25 protein-coding genes and 1 pseudogene are annotated in these 21,386 nt (G+C 34.6%); 2 read left to right on the forward strand and 24 right to left on the reverse strand.

All coding sequences use genetic code 11. The features are described from left to right. Positions 1-32: 32 nt before the first annotated feature. From ABWU32_RS03490 to ABWU32_RS03580, 19 genes are all read right to left on the reverse strand, one after another. The gene (locus ABWU32_RS03490) at positions 33-962 is read right to left on the reverse strand and encodes a patatin-like phospholipase family protein (RefSeq protein WP_341819767.1); all 930 of its coding nucleotides are present in this window, start codon (positions 960-962) and stop codon (positions 33-35) included. A gap of 21 nt (positions 963-983) precedes the next feature. After that, positions 984-1,211 (reverse strand): hypothetical protein, encoded by a 228-nt coding sequence (locus tag ABWU32_RS03495; protein WP_341819766.1) that lies wholly within the window; start codon positions 1,209-1,211, stop codon positions 984-986. 47 nt (positions 1,212-1,258) lie between these two features. Further along, complete coding sequence (locus tag ABWU32_RS03500) at positions 1,259-1,777, reverse strand: ankyrin repeat domain-containing protein (RefSeq protein WP_341819765.1); 519 nt, start codon at positions 1,775-1,777, stop codon at positions 1,259-1,261. Positions 1,778-1,835: 58 nt separating this feature from the next. After that, positions 1,836-2,771: a phage tail protein gene (locus ABWU32_RS03505; RefSeq protein ID WP_353278862.1), complete on the reverse strand. Its 936-nt coding sequence runs from the start codon at positions 2,769-2,771 to the stop codon at positions 1,836-1,838. Further along, the gene (locus ABWU32_RS03510; RefSeq protein WP_341819763.1) at positions 2,772-2,981 is read right to left on the reverse strand and encodes a tail protein X; all 210 of its coding nucleotides are present in this window, start codon (positions 2,979-2,981) and stop codon (positions 2,772-2,774) included. Further along, positions 2,978-3,334 (reverse strand): phage tail protein, encoded by a 357-nt coding sequence (locus ABWU32_RS03515; protein ID WP_353278864.1) that lies wholly within the window; start codon positions 3,332-3,334, stop codon positions 2,978-2,980. Before ABWU32_RS03515 ends, ABWU32_RS03510 begins: the two co-directional genes overlap by 4 nt. After that, positions 3,334-5,394 carry a phage tail tape measure protein gene (locus tag ABWU32_RS03520; protein WP_353278947.1) on the reverse strand — a complete coding sequence of 687 codons (2,061 nt, stop codon included), beginning with the start codon at positions 5,392-5,394 and terminating at the stop codon, positions 3,334-3,336. Before ABWU32_RS03520 ends, ABWU32_RS03515 begins: the two co-directional genes overlap by 1 nt. A gap of 39 nt (positions 5,395-5,433) precedes the next feature. Beyond that, positions 5,434-5,616: a hypothetical protein gene (locus tag ABWU32_RS03525; RefSeq protein WP_353278866.1), complete on the reverse strand. Its 183-nt coding sequence runs from the start codon at positions 5,614-5,616 to the stop codon at positions 5,434-5,436. Between the two features lie 115 nt (positions 5,617-5,731). Next, a complete protein-coding gene (locus tag ABWU32_RS03530; protein ID WP_265028020.1) occupies positions 5,732-5,986 on the reverse strand; it encodes a phage tail assembly protein in 255 nt (84 codons plus the stop codon). 83 nt (positions 5,987-6,069) lie between these two features. Further along, positions 6,070-6,351 carry a type II toxin-antitoxin system RelE family toxin gene (locus ABWU32_RS03535; RefSeq protein ID WP_265028021.1) on the reverse strand — a complete coding sequence of 94 codons (282 nt, stop codon included), beginning with the start codon at positions 6,349-6,351 and terminating at the stop codon, positions 6,070-6,072. After that, a complete protein-coding gene (locus ABWU32_RS03540) occupies positions 6,335-6,535 on the reverse strand; it encodes a hypothetical protein (RefSeq protein ID WP_007303020.1) in 201 nt (66 codons plus the stop codon). The genes ABWU32_RS03535 and ABWU32_RS03540 overlap by 17 nt, the downstream gene beginning before the upstream one ends. A 61-nt stretch (positions 6,536-6,596) precedes the next feature. Next, positions 6,597-7,103, reverse strand: coding sequence for a phage major tail tube protein (locus ABWU32_RS03545; protein ID WP_265028022.1), 507 nt, complete (start codon positions 7,101-7,103; stop codon positions 6,597-6,599). Between the two features lie 11 nt (positions 7,104-7,114). Next, positions 7,115-8,287 carry a phage tail sheath subtilisin-like domain-containing protein gene (locus tag ABWU32_RS03550; protein ID WP_353278949.1) on the reverse strand — a complete coding sequence of 391 codons (1,173 nt, stop codon included), beginning with the start codon at positions 8,285-8,287 and terminating at the stop codon, positions 7,115-7,117. Continuing rightward, positions 8,280-8,840, reverse strand: a complete 561-nt coding sequence (locus ABWU32_RS03555; RefSeq protein ID WP_063631162.1) for a hypothetical protein — start codon at positions 8,838-8,840, stop codon at positions 8,280-8,282. The genes ABWU32_RS03550 and ABWU32_RS03555 overlap by 8 nt, the downstream gene beginning before the upstream one ends. A gap of 15 nt (positions 8,841-8,855) precedes the next feature. After that, the gene (locus ABWU32_RS03560) at positions 8,856-10,241 is read right to left on the reverse strand and encodes a hypothetical protein (RefSeq protein ID WP_353278869.1); all 1,386 of its coding nucleotides are present in this window, start codon (positions 10,239-10,241) and stop codon (positions 8,856-8,858) included. Continuing rightward, on the reverse strand, positions 10,238-10,432 hold the full coding sequence (locus tag ABWU32_RS03565) for a hypothetical protein (RefSeq protein ID WP_262986446.1): 195 nt from the start codon (positions 10,430-10,432) through the stop codon (positions 10,238-10,240). The genes ABWU32_RS03560 and ABWU32_RS03565 overlap by 4 nt, the downstream gene beginning before the upstream one ends. 5 nt (positions 10,433-10,437) lie before the next feature. Then, entirely contained in the window at positions 10,438-11,625 is a 1,188-nt protein-coding gene (locus ABWU32_RS03570) for a hypothetical protein (protein ID WP_353278870.1), read from the reverse strand. An 11-nt stretch (positions 11,626-11,636) separates the two neighbouring features. Then, positions 11,637-13,571 (reverse strand): DUF4815 domain-containing protein, encoded by a 1,935-nt coding sequence (locus ABWU32_RS03575; RefSeq protein ID WP_353278872.1) that lies wholly within the window; start codon positions 13,569-13,571, stop codon positions 11,637-11,639. A gap of 6 nt (positions 13,572-13,577) precedes the next feature. Beyond that, positions 13,578-14,261 carry a hypothetical protein gene (locus ABWU32_RS03580; RefSeq protein WP_265027826.1) on the reverse strand — a complete coding sequence of 228 codons (684 nt, stop codon included), beginning with the start codon at positions 14,259-14,261 and terminating at the stop codon, positions 13,578-13,580. A gap of 140 nt (positions 14,262-14,401) precedes the next feature. Between ABWU32_RS03580 and ABWU32_RS03585 the strand changes: the two genes are divergently transcribed. Together ABWU32_RS03585 and ABWU32_RS03590 are read left to right on the forward strand one after the other, a co-directional pair. Continuing rightward, on the forward strand, positions 14,402-15,613 hold the full coding sequence (locus ABWU32_RS03585; RefSeq protein ID WP_353278874.1) for a hypothetical protein: 1,212 nt from the start codon (positions 14,402-14,404) through the stop codon (positions 15,611-15,613). Beyond that, on the forward strand, positions 15,555-16,691 hold the full coding sequence (locus ABWU32_RS03590; protein ID WP_265027825.1) for a hypothetical protein: 1,137 nt from the start codon (positions 15,555-15,557) through the stop codon (positions 16,689-16,691). Before ABWU32_RS03585 ends, ABWU32_RS03590 begins: the two co-directional genes overlap by 59 nt. Positions 16,692-16,697: 6 nt before the next feature. Here ABWU32_RS03590 and ABWU32_RS03595 read toward each other — a convergent pair whose 3' ends face one another. The 5 genes and pseudogenes from ABWU32_RS03595 to ABWU32_RS03615 form a co-directional block, all read right to left on the reverse strand. Beyond that, positions 16,698-18,446 carry an AAA family ATPase gene (locus tag ABWU32_RS03595; RefSeq protein ID WP_265027824.1) on the reverse strand — a complete coding sequence of 583 codons (1,749 nt, stop codon included), beginning with the start codon at positions 18,444-18,446 and terminating at the stop codon, positions 16,698-16,700. A 42-nt stretch (positions 18,447-18,488) separates the two neighbouring features. Next, on the reverse strand, positions 18,489-18,989 hold the full coding sequence (locus tag ABWU32_RS03600) for a hypothetical protein (protein WP_007301871.1): 501 nt from the start codon (positions 18,987-18,989) through the stop codon (positions 18,489-18,491). Positions 18,990-19,028: 39 nt separating this feature from the next. Beyond that, positions 19,029-19,835 (reverse strand): annotated as a pseudogene (locus tag ABWU32_RS03605) (AAA family ATPase). Positions 19,836-19,851: 16 nt separating this feature from the next. Beyond that, on the reverse strand, positions 19,852-20,676 hold the full coding sequence (locus ABWU32_RS03610; protein ID WP_012482039.1) for an ATP-binding protein: 825 nt from the start codon (positions 20,674-20,676) through the stop codon (positions 19,852-19,854). 60 nt (positions 20,677-20,736) lie between these two features. Beyond that, positions 20,737-21,261, reverse strand: coding sequence for a sigma-70 family RNA polymerase sigma factor (locus tag ABWU32_RS03615; protein WP_007301868.1), 525 nt, complete (start codon positions 21,259-21,261; stop codon positions 20,737-20,739). Positions 21,262-21,386: the final 125 nt, after the last annotated feature.

Here is a 21,386-nt window from a genome sequence, read left to right on the forward strand (position 1 = left end):
TAAATAATATATTAAGATATAAGTAAAAATAGTTATATATTTAATATTTCTATACAGAATTTCTCTATCAGTTCCTGATTGTCCTCTATCATTGCCTTTGCCTCTTGCTGAAGAGATTTGATATTTTTTGATGTAATGTTATCCATGTCAGCCGACGCTAGCTTCAATTGCGATTGTATTCTTACGTATCTATTGCCTATTACTTGATTCATCTGATAATTTACGCAGTCCAGTCCAGAGGCAAACATCACATTTAACAAGGGTTTTATCCATCCTATTTTTCCGAATCTCTTTGAATTGGCTATGCTTCTATCTGTTCTGCCAGTACCTATCGATAACAGTAGAATATCATCATTTGGAAATAACCTCTTACCACTTGCATATGCACAAGCCGCTGGATTATTGGCAAACACCCCGCCATCCACTAATACTCTGTTTATCTGGTCAATTTTTAGATGTTTTGGTATAAAATAAGTAGGTGCAGCCGTTGCAGCTCTTAACACATCCCTTAATTTAATAAAATTTCTATCCTCTTTCCAGCTTTTAAAGAAAAATGGGCAGTTATTCTGAATATCGTAACTGGTAAGCAGTACATTATTTAAAGTGTTTTGTAGAGTATCATCACCAAAATATTTTTCTAATATCGATTCGATGTTTTTGTGTGGATATTGTGCACAGTTAAACCAAGATAGTATTGATTGTCTAAAAAACGAAGACTTGAAAATATATGGTCCATATTCCCGATAGAACTCAACCAAATCATTGGCTGAATATTGAGGGCTTCCTTGTTTATCTTTTTTACATAATCCAACTACAACAATTCCACCGGTTGAAGTACCTGCCATAAGATCAAAGATTTCAGCTACCCTCTTTCTTGTTCTTTTTTCTATTTCTGCGAGAATAATGGCTGGTATGATGCCTCTAATTCCACCTCCATCAACGGATAAAATATATTTAATCAATTGTAAATTTAGGTAAAGATATTAAGATTTAATTTTTCCGTTTAAAACCTGCAATTTAAACTCATCTAATTCTTCAGAAAGATTTTTTACCCTTTCCTCAAGTACTAACACTTTTTCCATTAAACCATATTCCATGAGCTTATCGTGAAGTTGTACTCTTGAGTCTAACTTGGATAACCACCATATCAATGCTACGGTTTGGATTAATATGGTGATAATTACCGTAATTGGGATTTTTTGATTTTGCATAATGATTTAAAATGTGAATTTATTATGGATAGCTAATTTGGTAACTACTATTTTGATTTATGCTGTTCCTCTGCATTTGCAAGTAGCTTAATAATTTCTCTGTAAGGTTTATTTTTATCGTGTCGCGATGCCATTACAGCCATTTTTCTAGCTCCTTTTCCGTCGTTATCTTTTATGTTAGGATTCGCACCTTTTTCTAATAAGAATCTTACAATCCCTAAATGCCCTTCACCTGCAGCATGATGTAAAGCTGTCCTTTTAAAGGCATTTCTGTCGATTACATTTATATTTACTTTCTCTTCTAATATTAGAAATTTGATAATATCTAAACATCCTTTTCTTGCCGCATAATGTAACGCTGTTTCACTCAAGTTTTGCGCCATATCCTTTACTAAAAGTTTTACTATTTCTAAGTTACAATTACTAGTAGCCGCTCGTAATGTTTTGTTATAATTATCTGTAGCTTTGGATTTTTGATAGCAATATGTAATAACAACACATACCATTAATATTATAAACCATACAAAATGTATTTTTTCCTTTTCATTATATTTTAGTTGACTCATATTCAGTAGTTTCTTTACATTGAACAGACTATATACTTATTTTTCCTTAACATCGTTTTCATTTACTTAAAGATGCTGATAATATAGTAAGATAACCTGAGCTATTTAAAGTATGCTCCGCTCTATTAATTATCCATTCACCATCTACCGCTTGATTAAAACCTATAAGACTAAGTTTAGCTTCTGCAAATAACTCCGGATTACCAGGCATAGTTATATCTAAAGTTTCATTGTTACGCTTCAATTGTTTTAATTTGGCATTTGCTGCACTTAGTGCTGACTCTGCATTTGAGTAAAGTTCCAGCATAATATAACTTGGCTCACTGCTACCAACTGTTTCTTTAATAGTTTCGCCCTTTTCATAGCTATGCCATTTTGCTACTACTGAATTGTATTTATCACGTACGGTAAAATGCACTTTCCAATTAATTGTGTCTTGAGGTCTAATAGTAGTTGTTCCTAAAGCTTTTCCTGTGGCTGATTTTGCCATATTTTTTGAAATAAATAATATGTACCCACCAGCTAATTTTGCCATTGCTTCGCGTTCTACTGCTATTTTAGTTAACAAACTGATATCACTTCCATCTATTTGGTTAATGTGGGGTATCAATATATCCTTAAATTCTTCAGCAACTTTATATCCATATCCATGTTTTTGAGCTATTTCTTTCACTAAGTTTTCTATGGTAATTTGATGCCATTCTTTTGATACCTTTGCTTTTAAAGATATTCTTAAATTTGTTGCATGAGCTTTTATTAGTAGAGTTTTAGGTGGACCCTGTATAGTCACTTCGTTGACTGTATATATACCCATTGGAAAGATTCCCGTTTCCTTATAACCTAATGATATGTTCAATTCATTTGGAACTTCTACATTTTCATTGTCATAGTTAACACATATCTCTGCAACATCGTCTATGGTACCAGATTCATCAGTAAGATGTACCGATATTACATGATCTTTTATTCCTTCAATGCTGAATTCAGGTTTCATTTACTCCCATACTTTTAACTTCGATTTTTTTAATTGCTTTTGTATTATAGGTAACCTGATCTTTAATCCTGCAGGCAAAAAACTTCCATATTCTGCAAGGCCTGGATTTTCAAGCAATAGTTCCTCTACTGTTCCAGAGCTATGTCCATAGTGTTTAAAACATATGTAATCTAACATTTCTTTTTCTCGGGTTATATAATGTACTGTCATACATAACTCCTTAAACTTAAGCTAAATTCAACCTTTTTTGGTAATCCACAGGGAAAATACGACGTTTGCTTTTCTTCTAACCGCACAATAACAAATCTTCCCAAAACATTTCCTAAACTGTCTACTAAGATACTTGGTTCCTGATTTTTCTCAGCTTCTTTCATACTTTTTAATCGATTTAAATCATTGAGATTATGGAAATAAATTACTCCTTCTAAGTCTATATTTTCTGTGCCTTGGCCAATATTTTGTAATGAAGGTATTTTACCAATGCACTCAATTGTACTCCAACGATTTTCTTTACTGCACCTTACACTTGTTGGAGAAAGCTTATGTTGACCAAGTGATAGCATTAGTAAATTGGTTCTATTGAATCAAACAGAACGTCTCGCGATTTTTCTCTTATTCTTTTTATTACTGCATCAGCAAGACTACGTACATCTTGGTTAGGTTCTGCTTTTATACTTATATTAAATGTAAAAGTTTGATTGAAAATTTTTTGTTCACACTTTTCACAGTCTTTTAAAACTTTCTCTGAATTATCTGCTACAGAACTTTTTTCTGTAATCACACTTTCAATATTCGTTCTACTATTCGAAATTCCACTAAAAGCATTATTGTGCAGTAAAGGATTTCCTTTACTAAAAACATTATTTTTACTGATTATCTTAGTTGTACCGCCTATTTTTGCTTTTACTGGTTTCTCTAATGCTTTTATTGGACTATCATTAAACAATTTTCCCAAACCAATCCAATTTTCTATAGGTTTTGCAATTGATTTCCAGATACTTGAGAAAAAGTCCTTTACCTTTTGCCAATTAGCGATTACAAGCGCTGCACCAACTGATAGTCCAGCAACAGCAGCTCCTATAGGATTGGTAACCACGGCTAACGTTAAGGCTTTCAGTCCCATGATTACTGCTGGAATTACTCGAGCTGATAACGAAGTTAATACTGGCAAAAGTGTTCCGTGTAAAATAGCCTTAAAAGTTAATATTCCACCTCCAGCCAATGCAAATGCATAACCAAAACCTACCACTGCAATCTTGCCAATAATAAGAGCTGAAATTATGCTCATAACTCCTGTGGTCAAAATTGGACACTTCTCTGCGAACCAAGCTATACCTATAGATATAGACCTCAAAATCTTACTTATCCAATTTAAAGGAGGTAGCATAACTGACCCTAAGTTCATTCCTAGCTCTGCTATTGTATTTTTAAGTAGCTGCAAATTATTTGCTGTAGTACTTGCACGGTTATTAAATTCCTTTTGCATAGATTTGTTATACTTTTCTTTATCAGCCACAAAATCTATTGCTTTTTTATATTCTTCCAAACTTCCAACTATCAATGCAATATCATCTTGATATTCTTGACCAAAGAGATTGAGAAGGATTTGTGAACGTTCCTGTCTATCTACTTTTTCTAGAGTTTCAAAAAAATAAAGTAGAGCGTTTTGCCCGTTTTCAGCAACCTTTTGTGACATTTCCTCTGCAGTGATACCTATCGATTCCAATGCTGCTTTGAACTCTTTTCCTTGCCCTTCAGCAGTTTGAAGTTTAGAAAGCAGAGCATTGACAGCAGTTGCTGCTTTTTCAGGTTGTTTACCTAAACTAATGAAGGCATTTACTAAACTACTTGTCTGATTAATATCTAAACCAAATTGTTTTGCATTACCACCCACTCTAGCAAGTGCTTCAATCATATCGTTTGCCTTAGCTGCAGTATTATCTGATAGGTAATTTATAACATCACCAACTCCTTCCATCTTCTCTACTGCAATTCCATAAATGTTAGCGAGTTTAGCTATGGAATCACCAGCTTGTTCGGCAGACATATCAAATGCTGTGGCCATTTTAGCTACTGTTGTGGTAAATTCAAGCAGCTTACCTTTGTTGATACCAAGCTGTCCACCACTTGCAGCTATTTGTGCTAACTCTGCAGCTGATAATGGTATTTCACGGGATAATTTCTTCAATTTTTGAGCAAATTCTTCGGCTTCATTTGTTCCATCCTTGAAATTTACTACCTTTTTAACATCAGCCATAGCACTTTCAAAGTCAATCGCAACTTTAATTGGTGCTGCAAGTGAAAGACCTAGTCCTATAGTTTCCATTACTTGTGATCTATAATGCGCTTTTTTTGCCAAAGCATTTTGCTGTTTTTGTATTACAGATCCTAATTTACTGTATTTTCCTTTAAGTACTTCAATAGATGAACCAAGTTTAGTTTGATCCCTCACTAAAGATTTAATATCCTTTCCACTTTTCCTGATTTCTTCATTCAATGTGTGAAGTGTATCTCTCTTTTTAATATAAGCCTCTTTTGCCTTTGATGCTGATGCTTTCAATTTTTCAAATTCATTTCTCAGTGCTTTGCTTGGCTCTTTTTTTTCCTTCTTCTCTTTAGCAATTGCTGCGGCTGATTCTTTTGCTTTCTTCTCCGCTTCCTTCTAATTCTTCATAGCTTCAAGGGCATCATGATTTAGTTGCTTAAATTTGGAAACCGATTTCATTGACGAATCAAGCTGCTTTATACTATCACCCAACTTAGAAAGCTTTGCTGCACTACCTGTCATTGCATTATTAAAACTGCCATCTAACGTTGCACCTATTTTTATTGAAAGCATTGACATTTTTTTGTTACTCCTTCACTTACTTCTAACCACTTTAGAAACTCTTTTATACTCATATTAATAATTTGCTCAATTCCACTTCCTGTTGTTGAGCTAAGTTTTAAAATATTGAATCTTAACTCCTCTGTTCCAGCGGCGACAAAAAACCTTTTAGCACCTTCTGTATTTCTACATAATCTTTAATACATAAATCTTCAACTACTTCTTTTGGTACTGATGCTAGATTAGCAATTAAAGCTACTTCTTTTAAAGCTTCGCCTTCTATGCGTTCTATAGCAAGTAAATCTCTTACTTTAGGTTCACGCATCGATAATTCTGAGACAGAAATCCCGTCAACTGTTATTGGGTTATTAAGTGTTATAGCTTGCATGTTCCTCCTTAAAAAGTTAATTAAATAAAAGTCTATATCGGCTTTTACATAACTAATTTCTTTGTATGGTGCTATAAATAGGATTAGCTTTGATAAGAATCTTTTCTGTGTTCAATTGAAGTAATAACTACTGTATGTTCTGGTACATCTATATAATAAAGTATACGATAGGTACTCACCCGTAGACTACGTTGTCCACTTAAGTTATGCTTTAATGGCTTTCCAAGTCCAATTGGATCAACTGTTAGACGCTCCATTATTGCCTTCTTAATCATTAACTTTACTTTTGCTGGAAGAGCCGGAATGTCTCTCTTTATAACAGATTCTGAATAGTCTATATTGTAAGGCTTAATCCCAGAAGGCATCTTGATGTTTAACCCTCTTTTCTTTATAGCGTTCGTCAGCAATCTTAGATAATTCCATATCTTCAATTTCTTCTTCCATTAATTCAGTTAATAACTTTAAAACGGACTTGTCCTGAGATTGTGCTACACTAACAAGTAAACCAGTTAGCTGCTCTATGGAATTTGTATGAGCTTTAGAATCCATATTAACTATATACCTACAACTTCTTATATTTTAACATTTTTATGTAATTTTGTCAACCATATTAGATCCCTAGAATCGTTTGTAGCAAGGCCATTTGATCAACACCATTTATCTTTCTTATCATATTTTCAGCATCGATCTCTATCAGTTCATTACCACCTATAGTAAGTTTATAGTAATGAGCAGCTACAGTACACTTCAGCGTTGCTTTTTCAGCAGGTTTCCAGCTACCAAAGTCAAATTCTTTGAATATGCCCCTGAGGTTGATAATTACTCCTTCAATATCATTGCTTCCGCTGCCTTGTAATCCACCTCTGAGCGTCAAAGATACCGAATTTCCATTTATCAACCCAAATAGCCGAAAGAGCTCTGTATCGTATTCAGCAAAAGTGAAATCTGCTTCTAACTTTTCCATACCCATGTCAATATTTATTGGAATATCCATACCACCAGCTCTATATTCATCTGTTTTAATGGTGAGCTTTGGCAAGGTTACTTCATCTATTTTTCCTGCATAACCACGACCATCAACGAATACGTTAAAATTTCTCAGTATTTTTGGTAACACTTTGCTTTCTCCTAACTTATATTTACAAGATGAGATCTGAATATTATTTGCTCAGCCGGATACGGTGGTGTAAACTCGAAGTCAAAATACACTTTCCCGCTTGCAATATTTGCCGGTGTATTGAGTTCGGGAGTTGCATAACATTTTCCACTGATAATAGCTCCTTGCGCTTTTAAATTGGCCAAATAAGAATTCACCCCCTCAATCACATCATCTATATAAGTTTTGGTGATATTGCGATCAACTGCCCATAAATGAGCTCGAAGTAGACTATCATTGATTAAATCTGCAGTCCTTCTCACTGACAGAAAAGCCCATTTTGAGTCATTTGAACATGTTCTATTTCCCCAAAGCCTATAGCCGTTTTGATGAATTATCGTTGTTACTTCATTTTCATTTAAGTGGTTTGCTCTGCAATTTGTATTACCGAGCGTAAAATCAATAGGCCTGCTTGTTCCAACAATACCATTTATCTCTTGATTTGAAGGTGAGTGCCAAAACCCATGCTCATTGTCAATTTTTGCAATTAATCCTGCAACAAACGGACTTGGAGGCAAAATTTCTTCTTCAATAAATACTTTAACCCATGGATCAACTACGTAAACTCTTGAGCTGCCTACACTTTTTCTCCATTTGATTGCTTCTTCATCAACAGTATTTGGTCCGTCTGCAACAATAATTGCTCTTAATTTTTCTGCTATGGAAATTAAAGCACTCACTACTGGATTTACTCCATCTATTTCAGGTAACTGATGAGTAAACTGAGGTGCAATTAATATTCTTGGAGCAACATGAACTATGCTTTCACTGCTGAGAAATGCCTCAATTCCCTGATATTCTCCGGTTTCTTTATCAACACCGCCAATTATATTCTTCAGCGTCTCTTCTTCTTTTAATTTTGGATCACTGTTTTCACTTTCTTTGACTCGAATTACTACTACTGTTGCACCAACTTGTGTAAAGATAGAGCTTACTGCTTGTGGAAGGGTACCTGTTTTACCAAGCTTCGCAGCCTCTTTTAAGCTTCCTGCAATTAACACTGGCTTATTCAGTGGAAATTTTTGCTCATCTGCTTCAGGAGCAGTACCAATTACACCTATCACTGATGATTTAGCTGTACGTACTGTCTTTGCTCCTGAGGTTACCTCAATAACATTTACTCCGTGTAAAAATTCTTCAGCCATTTCTTTGTATTTTTTTCCTGAAATCATCGAGCAAAGTCTGTAGCTCATTTTCACTTTTGGCTTCTGCAATTTTCTTCTTGGTAATGTCTTCCAACTCTTCACATTTAATTATTTCTTTTACTGCTTTTTTTACTTTTTCTTCAATTATTCTTGCCATTTCGATAATTGTAATACCACGGACTTTTGCTAAAGGCTCTATAATTTCTTTATCCTTTTCATCTATAGATTCTGGTGCTGCTAGAATGCTTTTTGCGGCTTCCGCTTGAATCTCATAAGATTTAGCTTTTTGGTGAGAATAACCTGCATATTGGTGAGTATGATTATCATAATAGAAACGCATACTATCAAATGCACAAAGCTTCGCATTATCCAGTAACTCCTTTTGTATATCTTCTTTAGTACGCTGAGCAATTTCTCCTCCTTCTGTTAACTGATAACTCTTTTGCCAGTCGAAATTCTTTGGCGCTTCATACCAATCATTTCCAGTTGGCTTACTTTCAAGCGTTGTTGTTTCTACTTGTTTGTTATGTTCAAATCTAATATAAATTGGCATTGGTTTTCTCCGTTTTTAATTCCAAATTTTATGAGTGGCATCTAATCCTGGGCATTGCCACGCTCTTAGTGTTCTCTCTACATCTATTTCAAGTCCTGTAGTCAGAAAATTGCTGCGAAAGTTATATATTCCCCACTGAATAAATTGACCATAGATTGTGCTATACGTGTGCTCACTTGCAAAGAACTCAGGTGTCTCACCAACTCTTTCACCTTCTGAGTGAAGATTAGATGACGTATAAAGTAACACTGTAACGGTTTTTCCTGCTGGAATGATTATGTTACCTGATGCAATAAATTCAGGACTGCTAATTTCATGCTGGTAAATACGTGTCCAAGTAATTCTCGAAATCTCTGACTTCCTTGTATTAGTTTTATCAGGTGTACCTATAAATAATCCTGCTCCTCCATAATTAACTTCATCTTTATACCACATTGCAGATCCAACAAAGTTTAGAGTTTTACTTATATCTACATTACTTGTGTTTTTTACGAATATTACTCCCAATGCAGCATAAGGGTATTTCAGCATATTGAATTGCTCAGAAAATCCATCATACATGAATCTTGGGTATGATTCTCCATAGATAAATGTACCTTTGCTTCCCTCTAAAAAGCACAATTGTCTTGGCCGATAAAAACTAACATAGCTTGTATCATATGTGTGAGTACCTGCTAGTAGTTGTAGCATATAGTCTGTTTTTGTTATATCACTACTCCACTGACCAAGCTCAGTTGTAAAAGTTCCGTGACCAAAGTAATTATTTTTTCTACTTAGTACACCAAATAAAAAAGGTAATGCTCCAGGTTCAATCATGTGACGATTTCTTACTTCTTTCATGATTGATGAGCCGCTTAGTACATCATTAACAGTACGGAAGTTATTCACTAAACCTTTAAGACCATCTTTATGATCATTGCCAACACTGTTTATTGCTGCAATATTGGCATTCTTTCTCGTATCAAGTAGCGATAAATTTGTTGTTCCTTTTTCATCAATTCTCTTTAATAACTGCTTCTCTGATTCAGAGATCACTGCTAAAGAACTAGCTTTTTTATTATCCAGATCAGTTAAGTGTTTTTTTGCACTATCAAGAAGTTCTTTTAGCTTACCATCAGTCATCTGTACAATTTCAGAAACCGCACTTTTGTCGATTATTGATTCCAGTGCTTTAGCAAGATATGCTAATTGATCTGGTGTACTGTTTACTGCTAAATCCTTAAGCCTCTTTTGTAGTGCATCAATTATCTCTTTTACCTCAGTCATCTGCACAATGTCAGCAATAGCTTTTTTATCTGCTATCAATTCCAGCGATTTTGCAAGATATGCCAGTTGATCAGGTGTGCTGTTTGCTGCTAAATCCTTTATCCTTTGATGTAATGCTTCTATTGCTTCTTTCATTCCCAAAAATTCAAAAAAGTTTCAAATCTAAATCGTTTAAAATTATTTTTTAGTTGATTATGCTCATCTTCTCTTTCGGTAATATCTTCATCTACTTTTTCTATAGCTCTTCGAATACGTACTACATCTTCCACTGCAATATTTTCTGGATGAGGTAATGGATACTCTCTGCTTGTTTTATCATTTGGCATTTTTTTTATGTTATAACAATCCGCAAGTTTTTTACCTTTGGCCGATAAACAACCGTTCCACTTAAAACCAATTTTATCCTTGTCTCATTAGCATTAAAGTTTGTCAGTACATGAGTTCTCTCCACCCAGCTTTCTCCAATTGGTTTTCCTGATGTTAAATTTACTAATTGCCAATCCACGTTTTTTTGTACATATGCTTTAACATCTGCAGTGCCAGGTATCAGCGCATCATAGGTAATTGTTATCTTAGTGTTAGCTCCTGCTGTAATACTTCTTGTAACATAATCTCCTTTTTCCCCTATATTACCCATAACTAGCTGTAACCCAGGATAAAGAACTGGACTTTTTTCTCGCCCTCCTTTTAGGCTTGCTTTTACCGTTAATTCCCCATTTATTCTTTCACGCAGTGCGAGCGGCAAATTATCAGATAGAAAGTTTTCTTTTCCCTCTTCATCTGTTAAGATAAATTCTACATTGGTATCAAATGCTACTTTTTCAACATTTGTTAAAACTATTAAATCTGATACGTTGTTTACAGTAACTTTCCCAAGATCAATAACATAAGAATTTTCACTAAATTTTGCAGCTAGTAGTCGAAACGTTAAATCTAAATTTTGATGTGGAGTCCAGGTGCTTGCATTGCTTGATGACAGTAATACTCCTACTTGATATGGCTGGCTTGTTACCCAACGGCTATTTACTGCATCATATTTGCCAAGTTCTGCTATCTTTACTGCAGTACCAGGATCATCAGTAAGCAGTACTATTGCATACTCCTCTCCTGCATGGCAAAACACTGGTGACCAAGTTATACGTGTTGCTGTGCCATCTATCTTTATATCTTTTGGCTCAATATAACTTTTAGCAATGACAGTCTGCGAGGGCATTCCCACTGCTGTTTCTCTAATCTGCACAGCAACACGTTTTTTGCCGTTATTTACAAACCATAACTCTAGACCTCCTATGTGTCTGCTCTCATTTAAAGTAAATGTTTGCGCTAAAGGATCAACTCTTCTTGCTGCGATAACTCTTCTTCTTTCTTCTATAGTAATAGTTTTTTTACCAGTATAAGTTGCCTCTCCATAGCTTCCTTTATCCCCATAAAACTGTACTAATTTAGTACCTGCTGGAATGTTTGCTGGTACTTTCACCTTTCCCTTTAATTTTCCCTGGTTGTTAGCTCTTTTTTCCACTTTTTTTTCCTCTATGCCATAGGTATAATAGAAATGCCATCAAATTTTATTTCCTTAAGCTTTTCATCTGGCTCAAAACCTTCAATTTCAAAATTCTGTACTGCTTCTCTCATAAATTCAGTTTCGTATGAAGTACTTGACAGCAGCTCTGTCGTTTCTTTAACATTAAATACTCTTGTTACTGGACTTTTCCAATTTGTTTTTACCTCCGTCCAGTGATCTATATTTTTATTTAGAGTAATTTGTGCCGGTACTGGATCAAAAGCTTGGTATGGATTGATCTTTTCTCCTTTAGTCTGTAAAAGCTGCTCCAGTACCGGTTCAAGTTCATACGGCAAAAGATATCTTTCCCCACCTTTTTCAATATCTGCAACTTCTACATCTATTGGCAGAACTAGCTCTCTATTTACTATTGCTGCAGACTGCGAAATTCCTTGATCACGCATATCATCATCAAAGAATGAATCAACAAATACTCCTTTTTTGGTGGTAGGTTCTCTTGAATTTGCATCATTGCGTAGACGTTCCTCTGCAACCAGCGCATAAAGATCATTTATTCCTTTTTTCATTGCTTCAAGCTCATTCATCGGTACAGCATGAATAGCATTATTCACTATTTTTACCCCTTCGCCTTTTTTCCACGTCTGATGAATGTAGCAGAGCAAAAGTTGTCCAGAAGGCGCTTTAGGCATCGATGGTCGCCAAGGGTGAGAAATTCCTTTTATTCTTCTTACTACTCCTTTGCTATCGATAGTAATTAAATCATAGCGGGGCATTTTCCAGGTGTAATCAATTAGAACCAGACTATTATCAACTGCTCCCCTTACTTTACATCCCTCTTCATTTATATCTTCAGGACTTATATGAGTGCGACAGCGATAGGTTATCAGGTAACTACTTCCAGGTGCTGGTTCTTTGCCAGGTAATGACCAATCAACGTTTCCTGCGTTTAATTTGTAATCTATACTATTTTCATAAATAACATTGCCTTGTTTAATTTGAATAATCTCAAGTACTGCAGAGTCAGGTATCGGATCAATAGCTCCAGAATATGAACCGTGAGTAATGGTAATGGTTTTTTGAACAGTTATATCTACTTTTTTAATTTCACTTATTGGAAAATCATTCACCTTCAGTTCCATTACTCTTTGGCTATTTGGCTGAAAAGTATGTGGTTCTAATTCAACTGATTTTATATCTGGATCGTCATCAAAAGAAACACGAATACTGTGAGGAAGTTCAATCTCATAGCCATCAACATGAGCTTTGCCCTCATTAATCACAAATATTTTTTTTTTCCCCTTTTCGTCCCCTTCTTCTCTCTGCAAACACATTACTTCAAGGCCATTTACTACGTAAGATCCATTTGCTTCTTTATCATAACGAGCAAGAGCTGTAGTTACTATGTTTGCTTGTGGTGGCGGTGAATGTTCTATTAATACTCCATTTTCAATGTTATAAATTGGATAAAATTCTCCTTCAGAAAAACGTGGAGAAAGACCTTCTGCTTGATAACCCCAAATGGTGGAAACTTTAAGCCTTGCAGCTCCTACTTCCTGATAGTTTCTTGTACCAACAGCAGGATCACGAAGATTTTCGTCCTCAAGTTCTGTAATTGTAGATTCTAGATAATAAACACCTATACGAACTGTGGTACTCAGTGGAATAACAAACTCTTCTTTTTCGACTTTTCTAACTGCTCCACGCAGATAGATTTTTCCTCCTTCAAGAGTAACTTTACCAGTTTCTCTATCTATAATACAATTACTTCCTGTTACAACATCACCATCACGAAATATTGCATCTCCTATGCCTTTAAGCTTAGAAAGAGCATACTCCTGAGTTTCATTTAATTCTGCAGACTGTAAACCTCTTCCTGCCAGGAACAAGCTTTTTTCGTATTCTTTGTCAGGATTAAAACGGTTATAATAGGCGTTTAAAGTCATTTTGTTTCAAAAAGTTACAACAAATGAAAAAGTTTCCCGAGTTGCAGATGTTCTGATAAGTGGTACGGTATGTTCCAAAACCAATAAAATCCCATGGTCTTCTATATCTTGAGGTTCAAAATATCTCTGTCCTTCAGGTAATTCTTTTTTTACTTTAGTACCAACCATAACCCCTAGCTCTCTGATTACTCGATTTGCTGCATCCGTGAAATCGAAAGTGAATTTGAGAAAAAGATTATTGGTTGGTACATCAGAAGGCCTAAACCTTCCAGAAGGAGTTATAAGTTCGCCGTTTTCATCACCTGTGCAGAATAGCACTTCATCTGCAGTACGTCTGCCAAGTTCATTCAAGAGCTTTATAGAATTTATAGGTTCAGGTGGTGTGCTTTGAATGTACTCTATGGTAACTTTATCACTTACTGGAATAGAGCTATTTTCCGTACGTTTAATTACACCAGTACTGCTATCAACTGTATAGTCAACACTTGGCTGATGCATTGTTTGTCCTGTAACAACCTTCACATCTTTAACAGGTTGATGATCAAGTTTTATTTCACCCTTAACGAAAGTTTTTTCTACTTTATGGCTACTTCCAGAGCTTCCATCACCACTTCCCCAAGCAAGATGGATAGATTGCTTTTTTATGCTGGCTGCTATTGCTGCTCTGCCTGATTGCGTTAGAATTGACATTATCTGTTTTCAACCCTCCTATTATATATAATCGCTTTTTCTCTTCAATTTGTTCAATTTTTTTTTATTATTTTTTTATGGTAGTATTGACGCAACTGTTTAATATACTACAGTTATCATAATATTTTTTCTTTTGGATAATGATTGCCAATCAAGAATTCTGGGAAGATGATCTTGAAGTTCCTGCTACTGAGTTACTATTGAGTTTTCAAAATCCTGATTTGTACAAAAGTTGGATTAACTCTCTTAATAATAAGCAATTAAATGTTATTCTTAAACAACACTTCAATTATCAACAGCATTTGTTTGATAATAGTCCTTATTATGACTATAGGTCAGTTCAGCAAAAGCGTAAATTCCTTATCGACAGCAACCTTGATTATTTACCTAATTATTATTTAATCAGCTACTTTAGCCGTTTGAAGTCTGATTCAGCCATAATTGAGATAGCAAAGCCTATATTGAGTGGCGATGTAAAATATGATAAAAAATCTATACTATTTACTCTCTTTCTTATTGACCATAACTTGCTGAAGCACGTCTTTCTTTTTAATAAAGTTCAAAAAAGAAGTTTTTCATCATTTATTTTAAATAATCCTCCAAGACAAAGACAGAGCTCATTTAAAGATTTTTTGTCGAAAGAGGTACTGCCAGAGATATTAACTCAACATGATTCTCTAGCAAATGACAACTTTGAAAGTAAGTTCAAAGGTTTTTTTTACTACCAAGACCGCATTTACTTATTTATACGTCGTGCTAGTGATTCAGACCTGGTACTTAGCTCAAACCAAGTAATACACGGTTACAAACCTGACTGGATTATTCTTGACTTCTCTTTAAATAGCAATCAGGTAAATTTGTGTACTAAAAACCTCAAACGTGGCTTAGAAATAGCAAACAGCATTGCCAGTCGATATTTTCAACGTGAATGCTCATTTATTAATCTACGTAATCAGAATAAAGTTGCCCAAGTGCGTACATTCTTGACTGACTGTGTACATGAATTAATAAAAGACATCAAATTAATTGAATTAAAGTTTACGTCACCTGAACCAAGCACTTATTTTACATTAAACACAAATTCCATAGAAAAGTGGTTAAAGGTGTTAGAGCCTTCAATTGGCAGTATAATCTACAATATTAGTCTTGTTCAACATATAAAGGTGATATTTAGAAACAAAAAAGTTACTCTATCTTTTCATGCCAATACAGACTATATAGCGATCAATTATTCAGAACACGTACTTGATAAAAAAGAACGTGAAGATTTTAAGTTAATGTTTTCCAATACTTATGGACTTACCATTCTGTCAAAAGCAAAATCCAACTTTCTACAGGCAAATAGTTACTAATCTGCTACGGTGGAGTGACTCTTATGATACACCTAGCAGAGATTATTTAGAAGTTGCACAATACCTGTCAAGTCTTGGGTTTGTAAATTTAAGAGAATATTACTTTATAATCTGTGCTAATGATGAAGATGAGTTTGATTTTCATGTAATAAATCCTTTCTGCAACAATAGATTAGAAATTGTCAGCGATTATGATGAAGATTATGATAACCCAATAATGTGTGACCTCTGTGAACGTGATATTTTACCTGATACTTATAAAAAACAGCGTTACTTTTCTTTAGAGGTAAAAGTTAATCATTTGAAAGTTATAGAATGGTTTGAAAAGCAATTAGCAAGTTTAAAGATTACTTGTAATAAAGTAGCAACCGGAGTTTATTATGTTATTGTTGACACAAGCCTTATCAGCTTAATTATTCCCGAATGCTGTCCTGATAACTCATACTCTGCTGTGGATAAGTTAAAAACCACCCCTACTGCTTTAATAACTTTTAATAAGGAGAGTCTTAAGCCACCACTGAATCTACACATTGTTCCTATAGCAGATCTAATTTGCGAAGATCAAAGTTTAAATGAAGTATTGCATCAAACAGTAGAAAAAGGAGTACCAGAATTATTACCTAATGTTTCTTTTCAGGCATTCAATTGCTATTCTTACATTCCATTGCAACAGACTAAGTCTACTCCAGCAGAAAAGACTTTTCAGCTCCATATTAAAGGCAATGACATTTGTGTTAATGGTATAGGAGTTATCGAAACACAGTCAAAGTCTGGAAGAATATTTTTTATTTTCTTAGATCAATTTTTTCATGACTTTAGAAGTGGAATTTCTCCAGAGCAATACAAAACTTTAAACGTTGGAGAAATTGCAAATCGCTTAGAAAACATTCACGATGTTGAACAACAAATTCGCAAACCAATAAATAGAATGCAAAAAACTATAGCAGAGAAATTGGCTATAACTTTAGGTTTAAATGTCAAAAAAGACGATATTATTCAAACTCTGCCATGGTCAGGGATAGGTACTAAGGAATATGGCTACAGGCTTAATCCTTTTACTATTGTTCTTAAAAAATGAGTGTTATTAAATATCTCTCCTCGTTAAATGCTCAGCCACTTTCATAACTTTTACGCGCTCTGGTATTTCTTTTTCATAGAATTTAATATAACCTGAAGCAACTAATGCGTTAACATATCTACGAATGGAATGACAACTCTTCAAACCAAATGTATCTTCAAATAAATAGCAAAATTGGCTTTTAGTATAAAATTTTCCCTTAGCTGCTCTCTCATTAATTAACCGTAAAATGATGTCATAACTTTTTTTTCGACGTTGTTTTACAGTTGGTTTTTCTGATACAGTTTGCCAACTGTCATTTACTTTTTCGATCTGCATAGGTAAAATAGATTTACCATTTCTAAGTTCAAATATCAATTGACGAGTATTTTGTTCTCCGTTTGGCTTGATCATCATTATCCCTGAAGTATAAAAACTTCTTAAAGCCGATGCTCCGCTAAAGTTTTGAAATGGTTCCTCTACTAATGACTTTTTCGATACCTTGTTAGTATTGTGCGTTAAAATGATTCCACAACTAGGGTTTGTTATAGACCTCAATTTTTCAACTCTATCTTTTAAAAAACAAAACATCGAGCTATTACTATTTTCTCCTTTATATTGATTGAAATCAAAAACACCACGTAGTGTATCTATAGCAATGATATCAACTGTTTTAACGTCTAGTCTCTCTGCTATAATATCTTTTACTTCTTCTACTCCTTGAGAATTCAAAAGTAAGCTTGTTTTTGGTGTAATAATTAAATTTTTTGATATTAATTCTAGAGATTTATCATCAAATTTCAATTGTTGTAGCCGTTCCTTAATGTAGGGATATTCAAGATCAGTTTGAAGATAAAAGATCTTTAATGGTCTAATTGGAACCATACTCAAAAACGGTATTCCCGCTGACAGATGTGCTAACCAAGAAAGCAGTAGATCAGTCTTGCCAACCTTTGGAGCTCCTCCAAGTAGTAAAAGTCCTCCAGGAGTAAGAATTCTCGGTAAAATTATATCCTCTGGTGATGGAGATTTATCATTTAGATAATGACTAGCAGGAAATGCTTTTTTCTCAGATAATACACTTAAACTTTCACGGTTCTCAGATGATATACCTAAACTTTCAGGATTCTCACAGGACATACCTAAATTGTCTAGTTCCACTGCTACTTTTTTAACATATTGTTCATCTTTTTCCGGCCAAATTATTATATGCTTATCTGTTAGCATAGACCAATCCGTTTTCTCAATATCATCATCTATTGCAGTTGTTGCTGTAAAACCTCTCTTTATTAAACTATCAGCACGGTTTTCACCTTTAACTATAATCACTTCATCAGACTTAATAATACCGGGAATGTTATATAATGGCTTCAGACCATTCCTAGAGGTTCTTAGATTCCATATATGTCTATAATTGTTTTTATACAAATAAACATAAGCTATAGCCTCATTATTTTTATCAAGGTAGCTATATTTTGCTATTATACGCTCACTAAGCCACTTGGTTATAAGGCTGGTAATCTCAGAAAAATCAGTTTTATTGGTTATTATGCTCCAGAGTTCAATAATATCTCCGTTAGTTTTCTTATCACAGTTATACCAAGTGCCAGTTTGCTTACCTTCTGCCACTACCATCAAGTGGTCTTTATTAATATTTCCAGAATAGAACCCATAACCAAATTTACCACCAGGCAATAAGTAAGACAGACACTCTTTAATATTGTGAGCCAATAACATTTTTATCTCTTGTCTTGATTCAGTAATGCAAAACTCCATGTAACCTCCGATTAATTTACTATAAAAATAGTTGCAATTTATTTAGAATGGTATCCAATCAGCGTCTGAATTTTTCTCTTGTTCAGGAGTAATGACCGTAGCAATTCTGTTCCTATCTCCATAGGTATTATTAGCCTCAATGCCTACTTTTGCTGTGAACTCCAGGCCGTTTAAATCTGCAATTGAGTTGATTTTTCGCGCAAGAACTGCTTTTTCTGATGTGTCATTTGTATGAATATTACGAGCTGACTCTAAAATACTGCGAATCATAGAACGTCCAGATTCTCCCCAAGTATCTTCTTTACCTTCTGATTTGCCACTTTTAATACCAATTATTTGGTAAATCTTACATTTTGCGTATGGACCTTCAATGACGGTAAATTCAGCGTTTAAATAGATGCTGCCAGTATCATAGCTTTTAGTGAACCAATTTTCGTAACCACCAGGCTTAATTGCCATTTTTACCTTGACTATTGTACCTTTAGGTATTAAACTACTCTGTAGTTTCGCATTATTGAAATCAGTTAAAAAATCTTGCAGCATAAGTTGCCCCCTATATATCAATTGATTTTTAAAAAAAGCTCAGTTATTCCATTGATCAAGAAGCTGCCAGCTACCGTTGATCTTATCGATAAGTTTATTTGGCACACGTTCACCATTGCGTAGCTCAAATACTATTTGACGTCTGGTACTTTCCTCATCATAAGCAACCATCACCATGCCAGTAGTGTAAAATCCCCTGAGAGATCCAGCACCACTTAAGCCCTGAAATGGATCTTCTTCGAGCATTTTCTTGGATAATTTTTTCGTGTGATGCGTTAATATTATTCCAGCATTTGGGTTAATAGCATTACGTAGTTTTTCAAGAGTTTTTTGCAGAAAGAATAGCATAGCGCTATTATCGTTTTCATTGCCATACTCACTACTAAAGATGTTGCGCAGAGGGTCCACTGCCAAAATATCAGGCTTAAAGCGTTCCTTCGCAATTTCTTTTATGTAATTTATTTCTTCATGGCAAAATGATAAATGCACTTTTGGCGTAATTATTAGGTTATTAGCAGCTATTGCCAAAAGTTCTGGATCAAGTTGAAGACATTGCAAACGTTCCTTCATATATTCGTATTCAATTTCAGTTTGCATTTAGAAGATTTTCAAAGGTCTACTTGGAGTCATACCAAGAAAAGAAACACCTGCAGCCATATGGACAAGCCAAGAGATCAAAAAGTCACTTTTACCTATTTTAGGAGGGCCACCTAGAACCAATAAACTTCTCTGAGTTAAAATTCTTGGTGAGACGATGTCTTTCGGTATAGGTGATTGGTCATTCAAATATTCTTTCATACTGAAAAAGGGAATCTTTTGACCAGTAGTTAAAAAGTCTTGTAACATATGTAACCTCCAAAAGTTAGTTGTGTGGCATAAATTGAGTAGAAGTAGAAAAGGTTTTAGTTTTGATTTTTGTAAGTAATTTACCTAAATGCGGCTCTTCAACCATATCAAGGCAACCACTACGATCTTTAGCAGGATATCCCCAAGAATTAATAGTATGGCAAACAAAGGAACGTACCTCTGTACCATCATCCTTCTTGATGCTTACCATGCTAATTACTTCATCAACAATACCAGGTATTTCACTGGCAGTTTTAGCTCCTTCGCATTGTGGTAGCCAAGTTGGGCGATTGAAGTCATCTAAATATTGACCTAACGTACCAACTGTAATGATATCTTTATTGGGAATATGTTGAAACTGATTGAGCCAAGCCATCATTTCTTGAGCAAGTAACCCGTATGCAGCTCTCATGTCTTGTTTGCCATTTCTGTCAGAGAAAGCTTCTGGTTGCATTTTTGCCCATAAAAGACATAACCGCGAGGCTACTGTAATACTGTCGATAAAAATACAGCTATATTTAGAGAATTCTAGATCTTTGTACTTACTGAATACATGCTCATAGTGTCTTTGACTATATGCTGAATCAGATTTTAATGCAGGATTAGGTCCACCAATTAGGCAGGCAATATCGCGAGCTTGATTCCAGGTACGAATACTTATAGAATCCCCTTGCCAATCTTGAACAGCAAGTAGCCCAGCTTCAAAATCAAGACAAAGTGTCGGTTCATTCAAAGTTTTAAGCAGACTGGTCTTACCAATTCCATATGGTCCGAAGATTACTATCTTCACACCTGTTACCATTTTTACTCTTTGTTCACTATTTATTATTTTTAAAGTCATAGTTTTATTACCCCTTCATAATATGTAATCGCAAAATGACGACGATTTGTTCAAAAATTTTCATAAATATATTTTGAGATGAGCAAGTTTAGCGCGTATTTGTTCTCTAATGTCATAGATGGTTGTTCTAGATATTCCATGTATTTCTGCGATTTCAGAGATACTATGAGATTCAAGCTGATAACAAATGTCCTGCCAGAGCTTTGGTAGTTTTGAAATTGCTTCGTTTATATCAACACTAGCTGCTACTTTATCTGCAAAATTACTATTTTCATCAATAACATCATCCAAGTCAGTAATATCAACAAATGCTACGCCTGCTTTACTACCACGTTTAGCACAGGATTGTTTGCGTAGAAGGCTTATTGCATGGTTTTTTATGACACTATGAATAAATGCATTTCTACCACTTTCTTCACCATTATACTGGCTTAAATCAGACCAAGTTTCACATAAGAGCTGCTGCTTTATATCTTCAATATCAGAATTAACACAGCATTTATAAGATTTAATTTGTCTAGCACGTTTTCGTATTTGTTTAATGATTGAAGGATCAATACCAGGATATTTATTTTTAGATTGCATATAGCACTCCATGAAAGATTGAAAGGAATAAGGATGAAGGGTTTTAACCTCACTTTGTACGGCATGGGAAAAATTCGTTCCCCCATATGAAAAAATAAAACTATTGATATTCTGGCCTTTTTTCT

Source organism: Wolbachia endosymbiont (group A) of Udea olivalis (assembly GCF_964028365.1).
GTDB lineage: Bacteria > Pseudomonadota > Alphaproteobacteria > Rickettsiales > Anaplasmataceae > Wolbachia > Wolbachia pipientis.